Genomic DNA, 17,802 nt, shown 5'->3' with positions numbered 1-17,802 from the left:
ACAACGGGGCCGCACTGCGGCCCCGCTCTCATGGTCAAACTTGGTGATACAAGCGCTTACTGGGTTTCCTTCGGCGCGCTGACAAATGCCAGCTTGTCGAGCCCTTGCTGGGAGGCCTGCGCCATCAGCATGGCCACTTCGCCATACTCGACGCTCTTGTCTACCTGCAGTTGCAGCTCCGGCAGCGGGTTCTCTTTGGCTGCCGCCTGCATCAGGGTGAGCAGCTGCGCCTCATCCACCTCCTTGCCATTCCAGTGCCGCACGCCATCCGCGGTCACCGACAAGGTGATGTCTTTAGGCTGCACTTCATTGACCTGGCTGGTGGCCTGCGGCAACTCGAGTTTGACCGCATTGGTCAGCAGCGGCGCCGTGATCATAAAGACGATCAGCAGCACCAGCATAACGTCAATCATCGGGATCATGTTGATCTCGGACTGCAGACCGCCCTCTTCACCACCATCACTAGAAAGATTGCCAAATGCCATACGATCCTCCTGGATTACTTGTTGCCTGTGGCTGGCTGAAAGCCGGTTGCCAGCAGGGCAAACAGGTCATGGGCAAACCCGTCGAGGGTTGCCATGAACACCCGGTTACGACGCACAAAGGCGTTGTAGACCAGCACTGCCGGCAGTGCGACTGCCAAACCGAAACCGGTCATGATCAACGCTTCCCCCACGGGACCGGCCACCTTATCGAGACTGCTCTGACCGGCGGCCCCAATGGCCAGCAGGGCGTGGTAGATGCCCCATACGGTCCCGAACAAACCGACAAACGGTGCCGCCGAGCCGACCGACGCAAGGAAGGTCAGACCGGACTCACTGCGCAGACGCTCTTCGGCAATGGCTTGACGCAGCGCCCGCAACAAAAACTCATCACTCGAGCCCAGCGCCACGGCGGTCTGCTCGCTCTGGGCTGTGCTAAGCTGATCGGCTGCGCTCAATGCCGCCTGGGTCAGGCGACCGTAGGCATGCTGGGAGGAGACCACCGCACGCACATCCTCCACCGAGCGACATTGCCAGAAGGCGTTTAAGAAACGGCGACCATGATGACGCTCACGACTGGATACCCACACCTTGTAAAGCACGTAATAGAGGGTGCCGACCGACATAAGGCAGAGCAGCACCAGCGGGGTCAGTCCAATCGGGGAGCTTTGGTTGACAAGGTGCTCCCACCCCATCAAGGGTGTGGCCGGCTGGGTGACCGGCGCGGTTGCCAGGGCTGAGCTCGCAGTGGAGAGCGGAGCAGTCGCAAGCGCTGCACTTGTAGAGGTCATATCCATGAATCACTTTCTCAGTTTGAAGATGATGGTGACATTGGCCGAGCCAGGAATGGGTTTGCCATCCTTCTTGGCCGGTATAAAACGCCAGCGCGCGATGGTGCGACGCGCCTCGATATCAAGCCGGCGGAAACCACTGCTGGTGGCAACGTCTACCTCCAGCGGTTCACCGTCAGCGGAAACTTGTACCCGCAGCACCACCTTGCCCTCTTCACCGAGTCGCCGTGAGGCCGGTGGGTAACCCGGCTCCGGGTTATTGAGTGCCGCCGAGCGCCCAATGGGTGCACTGGTGCCGCTAGCGCTGGTCTTGGCCGGCGCCGATGCTGCGGCAACCGGCGTGACCGGGGCGGGCTTGGCTGCCACCGGTGCCTTGGACTCCACTTGCGCCAGCTCGCGGTGTGGCTGCGTCGAGGTTGAGGCAAGCTTCTGCACCTTAGGCTTGGGCTGCTTTATCGGTTTTACCGGTTTGGGGGGCTTGGGCGGCGGCGGTGTCACCGGCTCAACCTTGGGCTCCGGTTTAACCGGCACAGGTGTTGGCGCCAAAGCAGGAGGCGCTGGTTTTTCAACAGGTGCCGGTGGGGCCTCCCAACGGGCAGACAACACGGTTGGCTGGGGAATAGGCTCGGGCAATGTTTCCGATCCGTGGTAGAGCCCAAACGCAGCTGCGCCGTGCAGCGCGAGCGCAACCCCGCCACACATCAACTTGGTTGCCCGTTCTGCCATGCCACTCATTACCACTACCTCGTACGCCACTGACTAACCGAGCTTTATGAAGAACGACACTCTACTCCCAATGAGAGTCATTATCAATATCAATCAACCCCTTATAGGCTGCTCGCCTTCCGGATGGCGATTTATCCAGCAGTGAGTGTTAGCGCGCTCCTGGTTGCATAAAAAAGAGGCCAATATGGCCCCAATTTATCCAATGTGATGATGCTAGGCGTGCTGCGGATCCCCGCGTCCTTTCAGCCAGATAAAGGCCAGCAATAGGGCGCCCCAGAGCGCCATGGTCAGATAGGGGCTGACGCCCAGGATATTGAAACCACTTTCGATAAGCTGCAGCAGTACCAGCGCCAGGATCATCCCCACCACCCGCCCTGCCCCGCCATCCGGGTTCACCCCGCCGAGTACTGCGGCCAAAATCGACACCAGCAGGTAGGACTCTCCGTAGGTGGCCTTGGCCGAGTTGAGCTTGGACATCATCAAGAATGCAGCCACGCAGCAAAGCAGCGCCGAGAGCACATACACCATCAGCAAGGCGCGGCGGGTGTTGATACCGGCGTAATGGCAAGCGCGCTCATTAGCGCCTATCAAATAGATGAAACGGCCGAGGCGACTGCGTTCAAGCACCAGCCACAGCAGCGCCGCCACGGCGCAAAACAGCCACATGGGAAGCGGCACCCCAAACCACTGCGCCCGGTTTAGCCAAAGCACCCAATCCGGATAGTTGGCAATGGCACTGCCGCCGGTGAGCAAAATATTGGCCCCCTTGAGCAGCGTCATCATGCCGAGGGTGGCCAGAATGGGTGAAACGCGCAGCCCGGCGATCAGAAGACCATTAGCCGCACCGATCACCAGCGCGGTGAGCACGCCGGCCAATAGGGTTAACGCAACCGCCGACAAGGATGGCGCCAACTGAACGGCCACCCAGGCCATTACCAGAGAGCAGCTGTTGGCTGTGGCGATGATCGACAGGTTGATCCCACCACAAAGCATGGTGATCGCCATGGCCAGAGCAAGCAGTCCCAGCGTGGGCATTTGCGAGGCGATCGACTGGAAGTTGTTGGCCGACCAGAACACACCAGGCATCAGCAAGCTAAAACCCACCACGGTCAGCATCAGTAAGCCCAACAGGTAAAACTCAACCCGTCCCCGCCACTCTTGCTTCATAACAGACTCCTGTTCTGATGCTGATTCCAGGCCGTGATACTGATACTGGCCACAATGACCAAACCAGTGATCAGGGTCTGCCAATAAGAAGAAACACCCAGCAAGTTAAGACCGTTTTGCATCACCGCCAGCAAGATCACCCCAAGCAGGGTACCGACCAGAGTGCCCCGCCCGCCCATCAGGCTGGTACCACCCAGCACCACCGCAGCCAGTACGGTCAGCTCGTAACCGAGCAGCGAATCTGGCGCCACCGTCATCACGGTATAAGACTGCACCACCCCGGCCACGCCACTGAGCACCCCCATATAGCCATAGACAAACATCTGCAGCAGCAACACGTTAAAGCCAAGGCGCGAAGCGGCCTCCTGATTGCCCCCTAGCGCATACAGGCTGCGCCCCACCGTGGTGGCATTCATGATCAGGGCGGTCACAGCCACCGTGGCCAGCATGGCAAGCAGCGGCAAGGTCAGGCCATAGTCATACCCGTCGCTCGCGGTAAATCGAAACAGTGTGACCCCTTGTTCAAACCAGGTTGGAAAGTCGTAAAGCCAGACGCCCCGACTCCCCCAGAGCAACAAGCCATAGAAGATATTAAGGGTGGAGATGGTCACGATGATCGCGGGTACCCGCAGGCGGTTGACCAACAGCGCGTTAATCAATCCCAACACCAGCCCAACCATGCCGGCGAGCAAGAACGCGACCACAAAGTTGCCGCCAAGGTGAGCCAAACCCAATACCATCAGATATTGGGCGATGATGGTCATGGCCGGAAAAGAGATGTCGATACCACCGGCGATGAGCACCATAAACAGGCCGCAGGCCAAAATGGTCAACATGGCGTAGTTGTTGGCCAGATCAAACAGGTTGCCAAACGTCAGAAACTCTTGCGTGGTGCAGCCAAGCGCGGCGACCAGCAACATAATCAGCAGGGCGAGCGTGATCTCGTGACGAAAACGGGACAGATTAGCCATTAACCACCTCCGCCAGTTGCTGCTCGTCATCCCGGGCCGGCACATACTCACCGACCAGCCGGCCATGCTGCATGACCAGTACCCGATGGCTTTGATACCACGCCTCATCGAGCTCATCGCACACCAGCAAAATCGCCAAACCGCGCGCAGCCAGCAGCTTGATGATGTGGTAGATCCCCGCTTTATTGGCAATATCGACCCCGACGGTGGGACTGTCGAGGATCAACACCGCAGGCTCGGTGGCCAACCATTTGGCGATCGACACCCGCTGGGCATTACCACCGGAGAGGGTGTTTACTGCCAGCGCCGGATCGGCCACCTTGATGGCCAGAGCACGGATCTGCGCCTCAACAAGTGCCGCCGCACTGGGCTCATGAATCAGGCCAAGTCGGCTGCACACCTGCTCAAACACGGTCGAGAGGATGTTATTACCGATCGATTGGCTCATCACCAGCCCACGGCTCATGCGATCTTCTGAGACATACGCGATACCGCGCGCGATAGCATCACGATTGCTGGCAAGCGTGAGTGGCTCACCATCGAGCAACATGTCTCCGTGATCAGGCCGGGTCATACCAAACAGGCTTAAACAGAGCTCGGTGCGCCCGGCACCGAGCAGTCCCACCAGCGAGACAATCTCACCGGCGTGCAAGGAAAAGGAGATATCGTCGTATTCAGCGCGGCGACTTAAGTGCCGCACTTCGAGCTTGGGCGCTTGAGCCGCGTCAAAAGGCGCATGTACCCGATAGTCAAATGCCTGACCGGTCATCAAAACGCCGAGCTGACGGGCAGTCATGCCAACCGCCGGATAGGTACCGACCAACTCACCATCTTTGAGTACCGAGATGCGATCCGAGACCGCCATCACCTCCTCAAGACGGTGGCTGACAAACACCACGCAGAGGCCCTTATCACGCAGTTGACGCACCACGCCAAGCAACCCCTGCACCTCCTGATGGGTCAGCGAGGCGGTCGGCTCGTCCATGATGATAAGGCGCGCATCTTGCGCCAGCGCCCGGCTGATAGCCACCAGCTGACGCCGCGCCACCGAGAGTTCGCCTAGCAAGGTATCAAGTGGCAAATCAACCTGAATGCTTGCCAGCGCTTGCCGTGCCCGCTCCCGCAGCGCGGCAGGATGCACCCAACCAGGTGAATGGTAATGATGGATAACGATGTTTTCCCACACTGTCAGGTTGGGAAACAAGGAGAGATCCTGATAGATAACCTGGATCCCCTCGGCAATCGAGGCTTGCGGTGTCAACTTGGGCCAAATCTTGCCCCCCAACATGATACGGGCACGCGGATCGGGCTGATATACCCCAGACATGATCTTGATTAAGGTGGACTTACCGCAGCCATTTTGACCGGCAAGGCAGTGCACTTCACCCGGGCGAAAATCAAGTTCGATATCGCGAAGAGCAACGGTTCCGTGAAATGTTTTGCTCACCTGACTGAGTGAGATGAATGGCTCCATCACTCGCTCCTTGTAAAGAATGGGTGGCGCCAGCTTGGCGCCACCACGCTGTTAGTGGAGCGAATCGATGTTCTCTTTACTGACCAGCAGCACCTTGTGGAAACGGATAATCCGCTTGTCCACATCCACATCGGCCTTACCCAGAGTGGGGACTTCATAGCCAGGCCCAATGGCCTCGCCCTTGAACAGGCTATTGGCGACCGCCGTCAAGGCATAACCAGCCGAAGCCGGGTCATAGGTGATTCCCTCGGTAATGTCGCCACTCTTGATAAGGCTGGCGGCCTGAGACGGAATCATCATGCCGTACACTGCCACCTTGTTTTTGGCCCGTTTTTCTTTGATGGCACGCCCTGCGCCAATCGGTCCATTCGAACCAAACGAGACGACGGCTTTCAACTCGGGATAGGCTTTCATCAGATCGAGGGTCGTTCGGCGCGCCTCATCCACGTTTTCGGCCACCGGCATTCGCTTGGTCACCTCAAACATTTGCGGATAGTGTTCCTTTTGATATTTCACCAACAGGTCAGCCCACAAATTATGTTGTGGCACAGTCAAACCACCGACATAGATGACATAACCGCCTTTGCCATCCATGCGTTTTGCCATGTGCTCAACATATTCGGCGGCAAACTTCTCATTATCGATGATCTCCACATCCCAGTTAGCACTGGGTTGTCCCGGCGATTCATTGGTCAATACCACAATGCCTGCGTCACGGGCTTTCTTAAATACCGGTTCAAGCACATTGGCATCGTTGGGCACAATCGAGATCGCATCGACTTTCTTGGCAATCAGATCCTCAATAATTTTGACCTGTTGCGGGGCATCGGTGCTGGAAGGACCAATCTGATAGGCATTCAGGCCATACGCCTTGCCTGCCATCGCCACCCCTTCGCCCATACGGTTAAACCAGGGCATGCCATCGACCTTGGAGATGTTAACCACCTCCTTTTGTTCAGCCAGAGTCGCGGTCGAAAAGCAGGCCGCGCCCATGATGGCTGCAGTAAATAAACCGGACAGCAGCGTTTTTTTCATAGACACCTCAAGGAGATTGAGTGAAATACCGCCATCAACGGTAGCGCCGATATTAATCGTCAGACATGTCCGTTTCTGCTAATCACATGGAGAATTGCGCTTCTGCTTTGTTTTGTGATCGCGCGCACCCGATATTAAAAAATGGCGACATATGACTTTTGTGAGCGAATAACTTGGCGTGACACTCGTTAAATAGCGACGCAGCTACGCCGCAGCAATAAAATATTGTCATGTCGATATTGTTTATATTTAAAAGGCGCCATGAGGCGCCCTTGCGACGTGTTGCAACCAGATATTATCCGCACAGTGATTCAGGTGGCAGCGGCTCATTACTGGTCACCGGTGTGCCCATCATCCAATGCGCCAAATAATCGGGTTCATCGAGCGCACTCGCCAGCACCTGACAGGCATGGGCACCATAACAAGCATGATAGGAAAACTCGCTGGCCTCACAGGCAGACACGTTGAGATGAGTCTGCCCGGTGGCGCGGTGCCAGGTCAGCGCCATACAGCGCAGGGCTTCGGAAAACGACACAAAACGTTGTGCCTGCAGTGTGCCATTAAGTGCGAGCAGAGCCACCACCTGCTCACCGGCCGGTAATCGGCCACCAATCCCGGCCTGCATCAGCCAAGGGGCACCTTGCGCCTTGTCAAAATGGCAAACAACCGTGAGGGGCGCCGTCTGCTCGGCAACCAGTGACACGCTAAGGGCGCTCTGCCCATCCTGATAGGTCAACATATTTTCACTCCCTTGATATCTTGCGCGCAGACACCTGTGCTGGACCCGAAGGCCTGAATCGGTCTGCCTGCGCGCTCTTCCGTGAACACAACAATATTCAATGATCGGCAAAGGCGTCATGCCAAGCGGGTTTACCCCGCTCTCCATGCTGCACAGCCACCCTCAATGGGCGCGGTGGCCGGCAACGAGTCCAAGCCAAGTGACGTGATATACATCACGTTTTGTCATTCTACCCCTCATCGCCTGAGATACCACCCCTTTTGTGGTATCTCAGCAGAGCAACGTCACAGACTGTCAACCTCACCCACTGACAGCGCCGTTCACTGCGTGCAATGGCATAAGCCGAAGAAAACGAAACCTGCCGTCACGCCATACGCACTTTTTTAAAACCAGAAAACGCCTTCAGTCCAGTTCATTGCAAGACAAAGGACTCCAAAGAGGCCATTTAATTAAATGAATAATTAAATAACTCAGGAAAATTGATATCGATCATCACGCAAAGGCAAATGACAAAAGAATCATTTAATTGTGTGTTTCGATTTATGGGATCTGTTTCACGAATTTTAGAAACAACGTTTCATTGATCTTGTTGGGTTGCGCTCTCCCGTTACAATGAAAGCCATCAAGAGCATCTGCTGTGAAATAGTTGCCGTCATTTATCGCTCTGCATGGATAAAAACACACGGGCTCAGCATTATTTTCAACAACCTAAGTCAGGATGGATATTGTGGTTATTGGTTATCTGGATGATATTGAGTCCTCATTACTGCCAACGCGCTTACAAGCATTATTGGCCGATGATTTCTTTTCCCATCAACATTTATTGAGTCTGGCTGATGGCAAATATGAGGTACATCAGGATCAGGTATTTGTCCTGATCTCTTCGCCGTCTACCAAGGCGGGCGATGAATGCCGCAGTGAATTTCACGAGCACTATATCGATATTCAGATCCTGCTGTCGGGTGAAGAGATGATCGGATGCGGGCCGCTGGTTGCCACCGAGCACGGTGTCACCCCCACCCATCCGGATCTCTTCTTTACCGACGAGCCAGCTTTGACTCAGCACCTGTCGCTTCGCGCCGGTATGTTTGCCTCGTTTTATCCCCGTGAGCTGCACCGCCCGTTGTGCCAGGTCAATGCGCCCATGCCCATTAAAAAGGCCGTGGTAAAAATCCACCGCCAGTGGCTTGCCGCCGCCGATCACCAACTCTGAATCCAACCCGAGAGACACCCATGAATATCAAGAAAAATATCGACAAAATTCCCGGCGGGATCATGCTGGTTCCGCTGCTGTTGGGCGCCTGCACCAATACCTTTTTCCCCGGTGCGGCCGAGTACTACGGCTCATTTACCAAAGGGATCATGACCGGCACCGTCCCCATCCTCTCGGTCTGGTTCTTTTGCATCGGCGCCTCGATTGACCTGCGCGCGACGGGCACGGTACTGCGTAAATCCGGCGTACTGGTGCTGACCAAGATCGCCACAGCCTGGATTGTGGCGGTGATCGCCGCCCAGTTACTGCCAGAAAACGGTCTGGAAGTGGGCATGCTGGCAGGGCTCTCTACCTTGGCTATCGTATCGGCCATGGACATGACCAACGGCGGCCTGTACGCCAGCCTGATGAACCAGTACGGCAGCAAGGAAGAGTCTGGCGCCTTTGTACTGATGTCCATCGAGTCGGGTCCGCTGATGACCATGGTGATCCTCGGCTCCGCCGGCATGGCCTCCTTCTCGCCGCACCACTTCTTCGGCGCCGTATTGCCGTTCCTGGTCGGTTTTGCGCTGGGTAACCTTGATCATGAACTGCGCGCCTTCTTTGCCAAGGCCACAGGCACCCTGATCCCCTTCTTTGGCTTTGCACTGGGTAACACCATCAAACTGGGCGTCATCCTCGACACCGGCCTGCTTGGCATCCTGCTCGGAGTCTGCGTGATCGTCATCACCGGCATCCCGTTGATCTTGGCAGACAAGTTCTTGGCAGGTGGTAACGGCACAGCCGGCGTGGCCGCCTCTTCCACCGCAGGCGCTGCGGTCGCCAACCCGGTGATCATTGCCCAGATGAACCCGGCGTTTGCCCCGGTGGCTCAATCGGCCACGGCGCTGGTTGCTACGTGCGTGATTGTGACCGCCATTTTGGTGCCAATCCTGACCGCCCTGTATCACCGCCATGTGGCTGGCTCTCCAATGCATCAGGTTGCTGATGACGACGCGCCAGCTTCGCAGATGGCGCGCAACCACCACTGATCTTGCGGGGGCGACGTGTCGCCCCCGATAACGTCGTTGCGAGTGCCCTATCCAAACAATCAGCCCAGAGGGCACTGGCAACGAACTTATCAGAGCTCGTTTTGACCCTTTCGAGGGCGTTAATTTCAGTACAGACCACGCATAGCCACGTTATCGCGCCCTGCACTGCCCACTTCACCGCAATAACGGATGAGTACCATGGAAATTCGTCAAAGCATTCACAGCGACCACGCTAAACAGCTCGATACCGCCGGCCTGCGCCGCGAGTTTTTGGTTGAAACGATCTTCGTCCCGGGCGAGATCAGCATGACCTACAGCCATATCGATCGCATCGTGATCGGCGGCATCATGCCCACCCAGCACTCTCTGGCATTTGATGCCGCGCTCGGTAAAACCTTTGGCGTCAGCTATTTTCTTGAGCGCCGGGAGCTCGGCCTTATCAATATCGGTGGCACTGCGCTGATCGAGGTGGATGGTCAGCACTTTGAAATCGGCAACGAAGAGGCGCTCTATGTCGGCATGGGCGCGCGCGAAGTGCGCTTTGCCAGCGCCAATCCCGACCAACCCGCCAAGCTTTATTACAACAGTGCGCCGGCTCACGCCAGCTACCCGACCCGCGCCATTACCCAGAGCGAGACGGTCACCAGTACCTTGGGCGATCAGCTGACCGGTAACCTTCGCACCATCCGCAAATTTTTGGTGCCGGACGTGCTGCCAACCTGCCAGCTCTCGATGGGGATGACCCGTCTTGCCCCGGGCAACCTGTGGAACTCCATGCCTTGCCACACTCACGAGCGGCGCATGGAGGTCTACTTCTACTTCGATGTGGCCCCTGATGCGGCCGTGTTCCACTTTATGGGCAAGCCCCAGGAGACCCGTCACCTGCTGGTGCACAACGAGCAGGCGGTGATCTCCCCCAGCTGGTCGATTCACTCCGGCGTGGCCACCCAGGCTTACACCTTTATCTGGGGCATGATCGGTGAAAACCAGGTCTTTGATGACATGGACCACATTGCCGTCACCGATCTTCGCTAACCCTTTTTAAGGAGATAACATGATTTCTCACGCATTCAATCTGGCCGGCAAAGTGGCCATCGTCACCGGTTGCGACACCGGTCTCGGTCAAGGCATGGCACTGGGGCTGGCCCAAGCGGGCTGTGACATCGTTGGCATCAACATCGTTGAGCCGACCGATACCATCGCCAAGGTCGAAGCCCTCGGTCGCCGTTTTTTGAGCCTCAAGGCCGACGTCAGCAACACCGAGGCGCTGGAGGGATTGGTGGGTCAAGCCGTCGCAACCTTTGGCCGAGTCGATATTCTGGTCAACAACGCCGGCATCATTCGCCGCGACGATGCGATCAACTTCAGTGAAAAGGACTGGGACGACGTGATGAACATCAACGTCAAGAGCGTGTTCTTCATGTCCCAGGCCGTGGCGCGCCAGTTTATCGCCCAGGGTCATGGCGGCAAGATAGTCAACATCGCCTCCATGCTCTCTTTCCAGGGTGGCATCCGAGTGCCGTCCTACACCGCCTCCAAGAGCGGTGTGATGGGGATTACCCGCCTGATGGCCAACGAATGGGCCAAGCACGGCATCAATATTAACGCCATCGCACCGGGCTACATGGCCACCAACAACACCGCTGCCCTGCGCGCCGATGAAGAGCGTAACGCCGAGATCCTCGGTCGTATTCCGGCCAACCGCTGGGGAACGCCGGACGATCTGATGGGGCCGGTGGTGTTCCTCTCCTCGCCCGCGTCCGATTACATCAACGGTTACACCATTGCCGTCGATGGTGGCTGGCTGGCCCGCTAAACGGTCTCCTTCCCCGGCCCGCTGTGGCCGGGGAATGGCGTGATTGCGTTCACATTTTTAAGACCCCGTTCAGCTTCACTACCGCCAAATGACACGACTAACCAGCCATGTTCGCAACGGAGTGGAATGACGTGTCAGCAGAGCAACCCGGCGCCATCAATGCGCAATCGCCCCTGAAAGACAGTGATGGTCGTTATCGCAATCGCCAGCCACGCCGCTCACTGAGCCTTGGCAAGCGCCTCTCTTTATTGTGGGAAGTACTGTTTAACAAACCCGCTAGCACGGTGCCCGCCTCACCGATCCCGGTGGTGCCAGTCTCTCGCAGCGAACTGCTGGAGGCGCCCGATCACAGCGTCTACCGCCTCGGCCACTCCAGCTTGCTGTTAAAGCTCGACGGCGAGCTGTATCTGACCGATCCGGTGTTTGTCAAGCGGGCGTCACCTTTTTCCTGGCTCGGTCCCAAGCGCTTTCACGCCCCCCCCATTGGATTAACATCGCTCCCGCCGATCCGCGCGGTGATCCTCTCGCACGATCATTACGATCACCTCGACAAGCAGAGCGTGCTCTATCTGGCGCGCACAGGCACCCGCTTCTACGCCCCGCTTGGGGTCGGTGATCGGCTGATGGCCTGGGGAATTGCGCCAGAGCAGGTGGTGCAGCTGAGCTGGTGGCAAAGCAGCCAGTGCGGCGCTCTGCGCCTCACGGCCACGCCGGCGCAGCACTTTTCCGGGCGGGGGCTGCGTGATGGCAACCAAACCCTGTGGTGCTCCTGGGTGATAGAGAGCAGCGCCCAGCGCCTCTTTTTTAGCGGCGATGGCGGCTATTTCGACGGCTTTGCGGCCATTGGCCAGCAATTTGGGTCGTTTGATATGGCGTTTATGGAAACCGGCGCCTATGACCCGCGCTGGTCCAGCGTACACATGCATCCAGAGCAGACGCTGCAGGCCACCCGCGATCTCAATGCGCGCTGGTTATTGCCTATTCACAACGGCACCTTTGATCTGGCGATGCACAGCTGGTTTGACCCGTTTGAGCAGATCTGCGCGCTGGCCCACGCCGCCCGCGTGCCGGTGTGCACCCCCAAGATGGGCGAGCGCATCAGTCTGCTAACACCCAGCCGTGGCGATCCATGGTGGCGGCCGCTGATGGCAACCTCGCCAGCCCAAGAGCGCTGCCAATCGGCCGGCTAAACCGCGTGATAAAGCCGATGACCTCAACGCGGCAGCACGGGCGCCGTGCGTTGCCATGCGGCAACGCAACTTATCCTGCCCGCGCCATCCACTGATCACGCTGCCCCAAAAAGCGTGTGATGATGGCATGGGCGCTGTGACCGAGCTCCGGGCGCAGCGCCTGATGGTAATAGGCAAACTCGGCGGTCACTAGCCGCGGCCTGGGCAGTGCACCGGCACGCACATAAAACACCTTATGGCGATGACGCTCGCTCTCGTGCTCAAACAGATAGCTCACGTTGCTCACGTCCAGATCCATATCGCTACGCAGCTCACGCAGGGCGCTGACAATACGCGGCTCTCCTTGCTCGGCTTGCCCACCCGGCAGCAAGAACCGCTCATCGCCGGTGCGTGTGAGCAAAATGCCCTGATGAGTTTCCACAATCACGGTGCCACGCCGGCGCTTGCGCCGCAGCGGCTCGGGATCAAAGCGCGCTTCGCTGGCCGCAACCAGGGTATTGCCGTGAATGTCACGAATCGCACCGTCCAGATCGTAAAACGGAAAAGCGACGCCCAGATCGATGCCCAGCGCATGGGCATCGCAGTGACGGCACAGATGATAACGACGCTGTATCTTGACCCGGGCTCGGCTGTTTAAGGAGCGAAACACCGGGTTAAGTTCGCTGCGCATTTTCTCCAGCGTAGCATGGGTGATCACCACCATGGGCTCACCGCAATGTAGGCAGGCTCGGCCCGGTTTGACAGGACTGACCATGTTAGGACTCCCGATGAGAGACAACGCGATGGGCATGACCACCACGTTCTCCGTCAGATGCGGTACTCTCCTTGCCTCCGCTATCTTGATCAGGGCGGCTCATGCCGCCCACCCGATACGTCTCCTTGGTACCGGCTCCAGATTCAGGCACTGAGGGTCTGCGCCGTGCGCCAACGGCTCAAGGTCGCCACCTCGGCAATCAACTGCTGCGCCAACATCAGGCTTTGCACCTTGCACAGCGCCATCTCTTCGTGATCGGCAGTATAAAAACCCATCAGAGTGGTTTCGGCCTGCCACAGCAGCAAAGCGAGTGTGCCGAGCTCCCCGTGCAGCGCCAACTTATAGGCTGGCATCACATAGTGGCGATAGTGACTGGCACCCTCTGCGGTAAATTTCACGCCAAGCGGATCCCAGCGGCAGAGCAAGAAGCGCGACACCTCAGAGATCACCGCCTGCGAATTATCAAGATCATAATCCGACAAACAGGCGGCGTAGTGCTCCAGTACCCGCATCGCCGCCCGATCCACCTCACGCGCCAGCTGCTTTTGCGGAGCCAATACAAAGCGTGCGCTATCGAGGGTCTCCCCGTCGCGGCTGCGCCAGTGATAGCAAACCAGCGGTCGCTCGGGATGGGCGGCGTTGTAATCGACGCAGACCACGTTTTCACTCAGCACCACCGGCAGTCCATCCAGGGTGTAATGGCCGACTACCACGGGCACACTGATTGCTCGGGGCTGATGGCCGCCAGGCAGCGGCAGGGACGGCAGCTGATCAGTCACATCCGCCGGCACCTGGGCGATATCCCGGTAAGTGCGAGCATCGGGCATCCACCAGCGGCTGCGGATATGGCGGCGCGACATGCCGTGTTTGTCTTTAAAGCTGTAGCCATTAGGCAAGGCCAGCTCAGGGCCTTTGAGCAAGGTTTCACACAGGCTCCACAGCTCATGGGCCGGATCAAACGCATCAGGCCAATGCTCGGCTTTAAGGCTGTTGTCGGCATTGAGATAAGGACGCAGTCTGGCAATCACCTCGTCATCCCAGCAGGCATGAATGGCACGCACCGCCCCAAAATCGAGAAACAGCGGCAGGCTCATAAACCAAGCGACCCACTGGCGATGGGCTTCACTGTCCTCCCCGACTTCATCGAGGAAAGTCTGGTGTTGCAGCCGGTTTTTTACGCTGTGCGGGCGCAGTGGTTGGCAAGTGGTTGGGTGGCGCAACAACCAGCCCACCGCATTAAATTCATGGTTGCCCATCAGGCAATAGGCCTGTTCGCTATCACATAGGGAACGCACCAGATCCAGGGTGCGGCGATGATCAATTCTCGCCTGCAGGCGGTTGTCGATAAGATCGCCGACAAACACCAGCTTGGGTGCCATCCCCGCACGCTGGACGTCGACGTGGAATACTTCCATTTGCGCCAGCAGATCAGCCAACTTGTAATATTGACCATGTACATCACCGATAAAAATAAGGTCATCGTCAGCCATAACACTCCTCGGACTACACAACCACATCCATCCTGCCTAGCACTCATTGGGCGAAACACGGATCGGACATGGGTTAATCGATGATTTATTAAATGTTACAAACGTGGATTTGTGAATGGCTTGCCAGCGTGCTGGATCACACAAAGTGGAATATTGTTTTAAATTGATAGAAGGCTCACAAAGCGGTTTTTTAACTGCCTTTGCCACCCCTTGCAGCGGCTTTTACTGATAAATCACACACCAAATAATCATTCATCAGTTGCGAATCGTTTTTCTGCCGTTGAACGCACCAATCTGACGGTTAACAAAATCCGAGCGCGGGTCTAACTTAGAAACGGAAAAAGCCTCAACAGAGGCTTTTCACCGGTCACACCACCACCCAAGTTGTTAATGCCCAGCCTTGCGGTTAACCCACACCACACCAGAGAGGATCGCTAACATTCCAACCAGCTGATAAAGATGCAGCGCTTCACGCAGCACCACGACCGACAGCAGGGCGCCAAACAGCGGGATCAGATGGATAAACAGCCCTGCCCGTGCGGCGCCGACCCGCATCACCCCGGCGCCATAGAGCATAAAGGCCACCACGGAGGGAAAAATGCCCACATACCCCACGGCCAGTAACGAGTGCATATTCCAAGCGGCCACGTTCCCTTGTAGCCACTCCCACACATAGAGCGGCAGCAAGGCCACCAGGCCGATCAGGATCTGCGCCAACATCAAACCACGGCGATCAATGGCCACCGGAATTTGCCGCAGCCACAGGGTATAAAATGCCCAGCAGACCGTGGCGATAAACACGATAAGATCGCCGCGTGCCACCGACAGGGAAACCAGCGTCTGCCAACTGCCGTGGCTGACAATGATGATCACACCACAGAGCGAAAGCAGCATGCCGGACCACTGGCCAAGGGTGAGCCGCTCGCGATAAAGCAGCGCGCCGAGCGCCGCGATCAGCAATGGAATAAAGGAGTTAAGCAGCATACCGTTGGCGGCGCTGGTACTTTGTAGCCCGATATAGACCAGCACATTAAATGCCGCCACACCGGTTAGCGAGACCCCGAGCAAAGTCCAACGCACACGCCAGTAATGGCGAGCATCGCGTTTAAACGCAGGCCAGACAAAGGGCAACAAACAGACCAAGGCAATCAGCCATCGGTAGAAAGAGAGGGCCATGGGGGGAACTGTGTCGCGCATCGCCCGGCCGACGATAAAATTGCCGGCCCAAAACAGCGGCGGCAGCGCTAACATCACCCAGGCCAACCAGTCAGCCTTCTGCGTTGATTGTCGTCCTTGCACCCTTCTCTCCCCTCTATAGTCAACCCATCAAAGAGCCTGGACTTACTTGCCAGCAAACAGACGTACCACTGCCGTCATGTTATCGCCAGCGAGACCTTCGGCCATCGCCTGCTGGAAAACCTGACGGGCGGCACTCAGCGTCGGCGCCTGCTGCGCAGCCCCCTGCACCACGGCCAGAGCATACCCGAAATCTTTCTCGATAAGCTCGACCGGAAACTGGGGACGAAAATCACCGTTTAACATACTGCCAGCCAGATAGTGCGCCACCGGCGCCCATACCGGCGTCCCCGCAATAGCCTGCAGGGTTTTGCCCACATCGGCGCCACCGGCCGCTAGCAGCCCGGTGATCTCGGCCAAGGCGGTCACCTGAATACCCAGCAGGGCATTGGTCGCCAGCTTAGCCAACGCGCCAGACCCCAGAGGGCCGACATGATGCACTGCCGAGCCCATGGCCTGCAGCGCCCCTTGTACCTTGGCCAGCACGCTTTCCTCACCGCCGACCAAAAAGACCAGTTGCCCGGCTTGCGCGGCAGGACGCGAACCCGACACCGGCGCTTCAATCAGGTTAATATCACGGGCCAGAGCCAGATGACCAAGCTCGCGCATCCATCCAAGCGACAAGGTGGCGCTTTCGATAGCAACCGCCCCGGCCCCTATGGTGTTGAAGGCCCCAAGACGCTCATCACACCAGACAAAGCGTGAAGCCGCATCATCGCGCACCATGCTGATGACAATATCAGCACCCTCTGCTGCGTGTGCCGGGCTGCTGGCCAGTGTGGCGCCTGCTGCTACCAGCGACTCGGCGGCTGAAGCAGTGCGATTCCAGACCCGCAGGGTGTGCCCGGCCAGCAACAGATTGCTCGCCATGCGGCTCCCCATGGCGCCAAGGCCCATAAATGCGATTGTAGACATGGTGTTCTCTCATCAAACCGATGCGCCTTGCGGCGCATCGCGGGACGCACAGATAAAGGCCCCCCCTCTACCGGCAGGCCTTCGGATTATTTCTTGGCGCTTCGGGCAGCATCAACCAAACCGTTTAACCAAGCCTGGTGGCCGTTGATCATCGGGTTCGGATCGGCCTTGGCCAGCGCCTGCGCCGGTTTCCCCTTCTGGGTCTCCTGGGTCAGGATGCGTACCCGATTGCCGGGCAAATCTTCAAGCAGCCAGGCGTGATGCACATCCAGACGGGTTTCGGCGTCATCACCGGCCCAGCCGTGCCACGCCACGCGGGCCGGTTGACCCGCCACCGGCGCAACATGCTCTACCACTTGCGCCTCGACTGGAAAGTCGAAGGTGGTGAAGAAAAAACGCACATCCTGCTCCAGCTCCGGCCCCTTGTTGTCATAGAAGCGGATATCTGCCGAGTTGCTGTAGTAGGTGGGCCACAAGGACGGAATGTTCAGGAACGGCCAGACATCAGCCACGCTCAGTCCCGCGACAATCACCTCGTTGGAGGCAAAATTTTCGGTAAAACCCGGGATATAACCTTCTGGCCAAACAATTGCGTGTTGCATGCTCTTTCTCTCATGGTGCGCATCGTGGCGCTCAGCCTGCCGATGCGGGGTGGAAGACGTGCCTGTTAACAGGCATCGCGTCGATGGACACATCTTGCCGCCGCCCTAGA

General features: G+C 57.7%; 18 protein-coding genes. 5 read left to right on the top strand and 13 right to left on the bottom strand.

Translation table 11 applies throughout. The features are described 5' to 3' along the window. Positions 1 to 56: 56 nt before the first annotated feature. From BW958_RS04975 to BW958_RS04940, 8 genes are all read right to left on the bottom strand, one after another. Entirely contained in the window at positions 57 to 485 is a 429-nt protein-coding gene (locus BW958_RS04975) for an ExbD/TolR family protein (protein WP_076574621.1), read from the bottom strand. Positions 486 to 499: 14 nt separating this feature from the next. Then, positions 500 to 1,177, bottom strand: a complete 678-nt coding sequence (locus BW958_RS04970) for a MotA/TolQ/ExbB proton channel family protein (RefSeq protein ID WP_076574682.1) — start codon at positions 1,175 to 1,177, stop codon at positions 500 to 502. Positions 1,178 to 1,282: 105 nt separating this feature from the next. Next, positions 1,283 to 1,999, bottom strand: coding sequence for an energy transducer TonB (locus BW958_RS04965; protein ID WP_076574620.1), 717 nt, complete (start codon positions 1,997 to 1,999; stop codon positions 1,283 to 1,285). A 213-nt stretch (positions 2,000 to 2,212) separates the two neighbouring features. Beyond that, the gene (locus BW958_RS04960; RefSeq protein WP_076574619.1) at positions 2,213 to 3,166 is read right to left on the bottom strand and encodes an ABC transporter permease; all 954 of its coding nucleotides are present in this window, start codon (positions 3,164 to 3,166) and stop codon (positions 2,213 to 2,215) included. Beyond that, positions 3,163 to 4,137: an ABC transporter permease gene (locus BW958_RS04955; RefSeq protein ID WP_076574618.1), complete on the bottom strand. Its 975-nt coding sequence runs from the start codon at positions 4,135 to 4,137 to the stop codon at positions 3,163 to 3,165. Before BW958_RS04955 ends, BW958_RS04960 begins: the two co-directional genes overlap by 4 nt. Further along, positions 4,130 to 5,611 (bottom strand): sugar ABC transporter ATP-binding protein, encoded by a 1,482-nt coding sequence (locus BW958_RS04950; protein WP_076574617.1) that lies wholly within the window; start codon positions 5,609 to 5,611, stop codon positions 4,130 to 4,132. The genes BW958_RS04955 and BW958_RS04950 overlap by 8 nt, the downstream gene beginning before the upstream one ends. 51 nt (positions 5,612 to 5,662) lie before the next feature. Further along, a complete protein-coding gene (locus BW958_RS04945) occupies positions 5,663 to 6,646 on the bottom strand; it encodes an autoinducer 2 ABC transporter substrate-binding protein (protein ID WP_076574616.1) in 984 nt (327 codons plus the stop codon). A 295-nt stretch (positions 6,647 to 6,941) separates the two neighbouring features. Continuing rightward, positions 6,942 to 7,385 carry a hypothetical protein gene (locus BW958_RS04940; RefSeq protein WP_076574615.1) on the bottom strand — a complete coding sequence of 148 codons (444 nt, stop codon included), beginning with the start codon at positions 7,383 to 7,385 and terminating at the stop codon, positions 6,942 to 6,944. 718 nt (positions 7,386 to 8,103) lie between these two features. Between BW958_RS04940 and BW958_RS04935 the strand changes: the two genes are divergently transcribed. The 5 genes from BW958_RS04935 (at position 8,104) to BW958_RS04915 (ending at position 12,635) form a co-directional block, all read left to right on the top strand. Continuing rightward, complete coding sequence (locus tag BW958_RS04935) at positions 8,104 to 8,598, top strand: NanQ anomerase/TabA/YiaL family protein (RefSeq protein ID WP_083687236.1); 495 nt, start codon at positions 8,104 to 8,106, stop codon at positions 8,596 to 8,598. A 20-nt stretch (positions 8,599 to 8,618) separates the two neighbouring features. Further along, positions 8,619 to 9,629: a 2-keto-3-deoxygluconate transporter gene (gene kdgT, locus BW958_RS04930; RefSeq protein WP_076574613.1), complete on the top strand. Its 1,011-nt coding sequence runs from the start codon at positions 8,619 to 8,621 to the stop codon at positions 9,627 to 9,629. A gap of 198 nt (positions 9,630 to 9,827) precedes the next feature. Continuing rightward, positions 9,828 to 10,664 (top strand): 5-dehydro-4-deoxy-D-glucuronate isomerase, encoded by an 837-nt coding sequence (gene kduI, locus BW958_RS04925; protein WP_076574612.1) that lies wholly within the window; start codon positions 9,828 to 9,830, stop codon positions 10,662 to 10,664. A 19-nt stretch (positions 10,665 to 10,683) separates the two neighbouring features. Then, positions 10,684 to 11,445 (top strand): 2-dehydro-3-deoxy-D-gluconate 5-dehydrogenase KduD, encoded by a 762-nt coding sequence (gene kduD / locus BW958_RS04920; protein WP_076574611.1) that lies wholly within the window; start codon positions 10,684 to 10,686, stop codon positions 11,443 to 11,445. 131 nt (positions 11,446 to 11,576) lie between these two features. Next, complete coding sequence (locus tag BW958_RS04915) at positions 11,577 to 12,635, top strand: MBL fold metallo-hydrolase (protein WP_256701837.1); 1,059 nt, start codon at positions 11,577 to 11,579, stop codon at positions 12,633 to 12,635. Between the two features lie 70 nt (positions 12,636 to 12,705). Here the strand turns inward: BW958_RS04915 and BW958_RS04910 are convergent, their stop codons facing one another. The 5 genes from BW958_RS04910 to BW958_RS04890 all read right to left on the bottom strand — a co-directional run bounded on the left by BW958_RS04910 (position 12,706) and on the right by BW958_RS04890 (position 17,692). Then, entirely contained in the window at positions 12,706 to 13,389 is a 684-nt protein-coding gene (locus tag BW958_RS04910) for an NUDIX hydrolase (RefSeq protein ID WP_076574609.1), read from the bottom strand. A gap of 143 nt (positions 13,390 to 13,532) precedes the next feature. Next, positions 13,533 to 14,879, bottom strand: a complete 1,347-nt coding sequence (locus BW958_RS04905) for a metallophosphoesterase (RefSeq protein ID WP_076574608.1) — start codon at positions 14,877 to 14,879, stop codon at positions 13,533 to 13,535. Positions 14,880 to 15,266: 387 nt separating this feature from the next. Further along, entirely contained in the window at positions 15,267 to 16,178 is a 912-nt protein-coding gene (locus BW958_RS04900) for a DMT family transporter (RefSeq protein ID WP_218641737.1), read from the bottom strand. Between the two features lie 42 nt (positions 16,179 to 16,220). After that, complete coding sequence (locus BW958_RS04895) at positions 16,221 to 17,090, bottom strand: NAD(P)-dependent oxidoreductase (RefSeq protein ID WP_076574607.1); 870 nt, start codon at positions 17,088 to 17,090, stop codon at positions 16,221 to 16,223. An 86-nt stretch (positions 17,091 to 17,176) separates the two neighbouring features. Further along, a complete protein-coding gene (locus BW958_RS04890) occupies positions 17,177 to 17,692 on the bottom strand; it encodes an SRPBCC family protein (RefSeq protein ID WP_076574606.1) in 516 nt (171 codons plus the stop codon). Between the last annotated feature and the right edge of the window lie 110 nt (positions 17,693 to 17,802).

It is taken from the genome of Aeromonas sp. RU39B, from assembly GCF_900156095.1.
Classification (GTDB): Bacteria; Pseudomonadota; Gammaproteobacteria; order Enterobacterales; family Aeromonadaceae; genus Aeromonas.
Note: the sequence above shows the minus strand (reverse complement) of the source record. Positions and strands in the feature narration are given on the sequence as shown.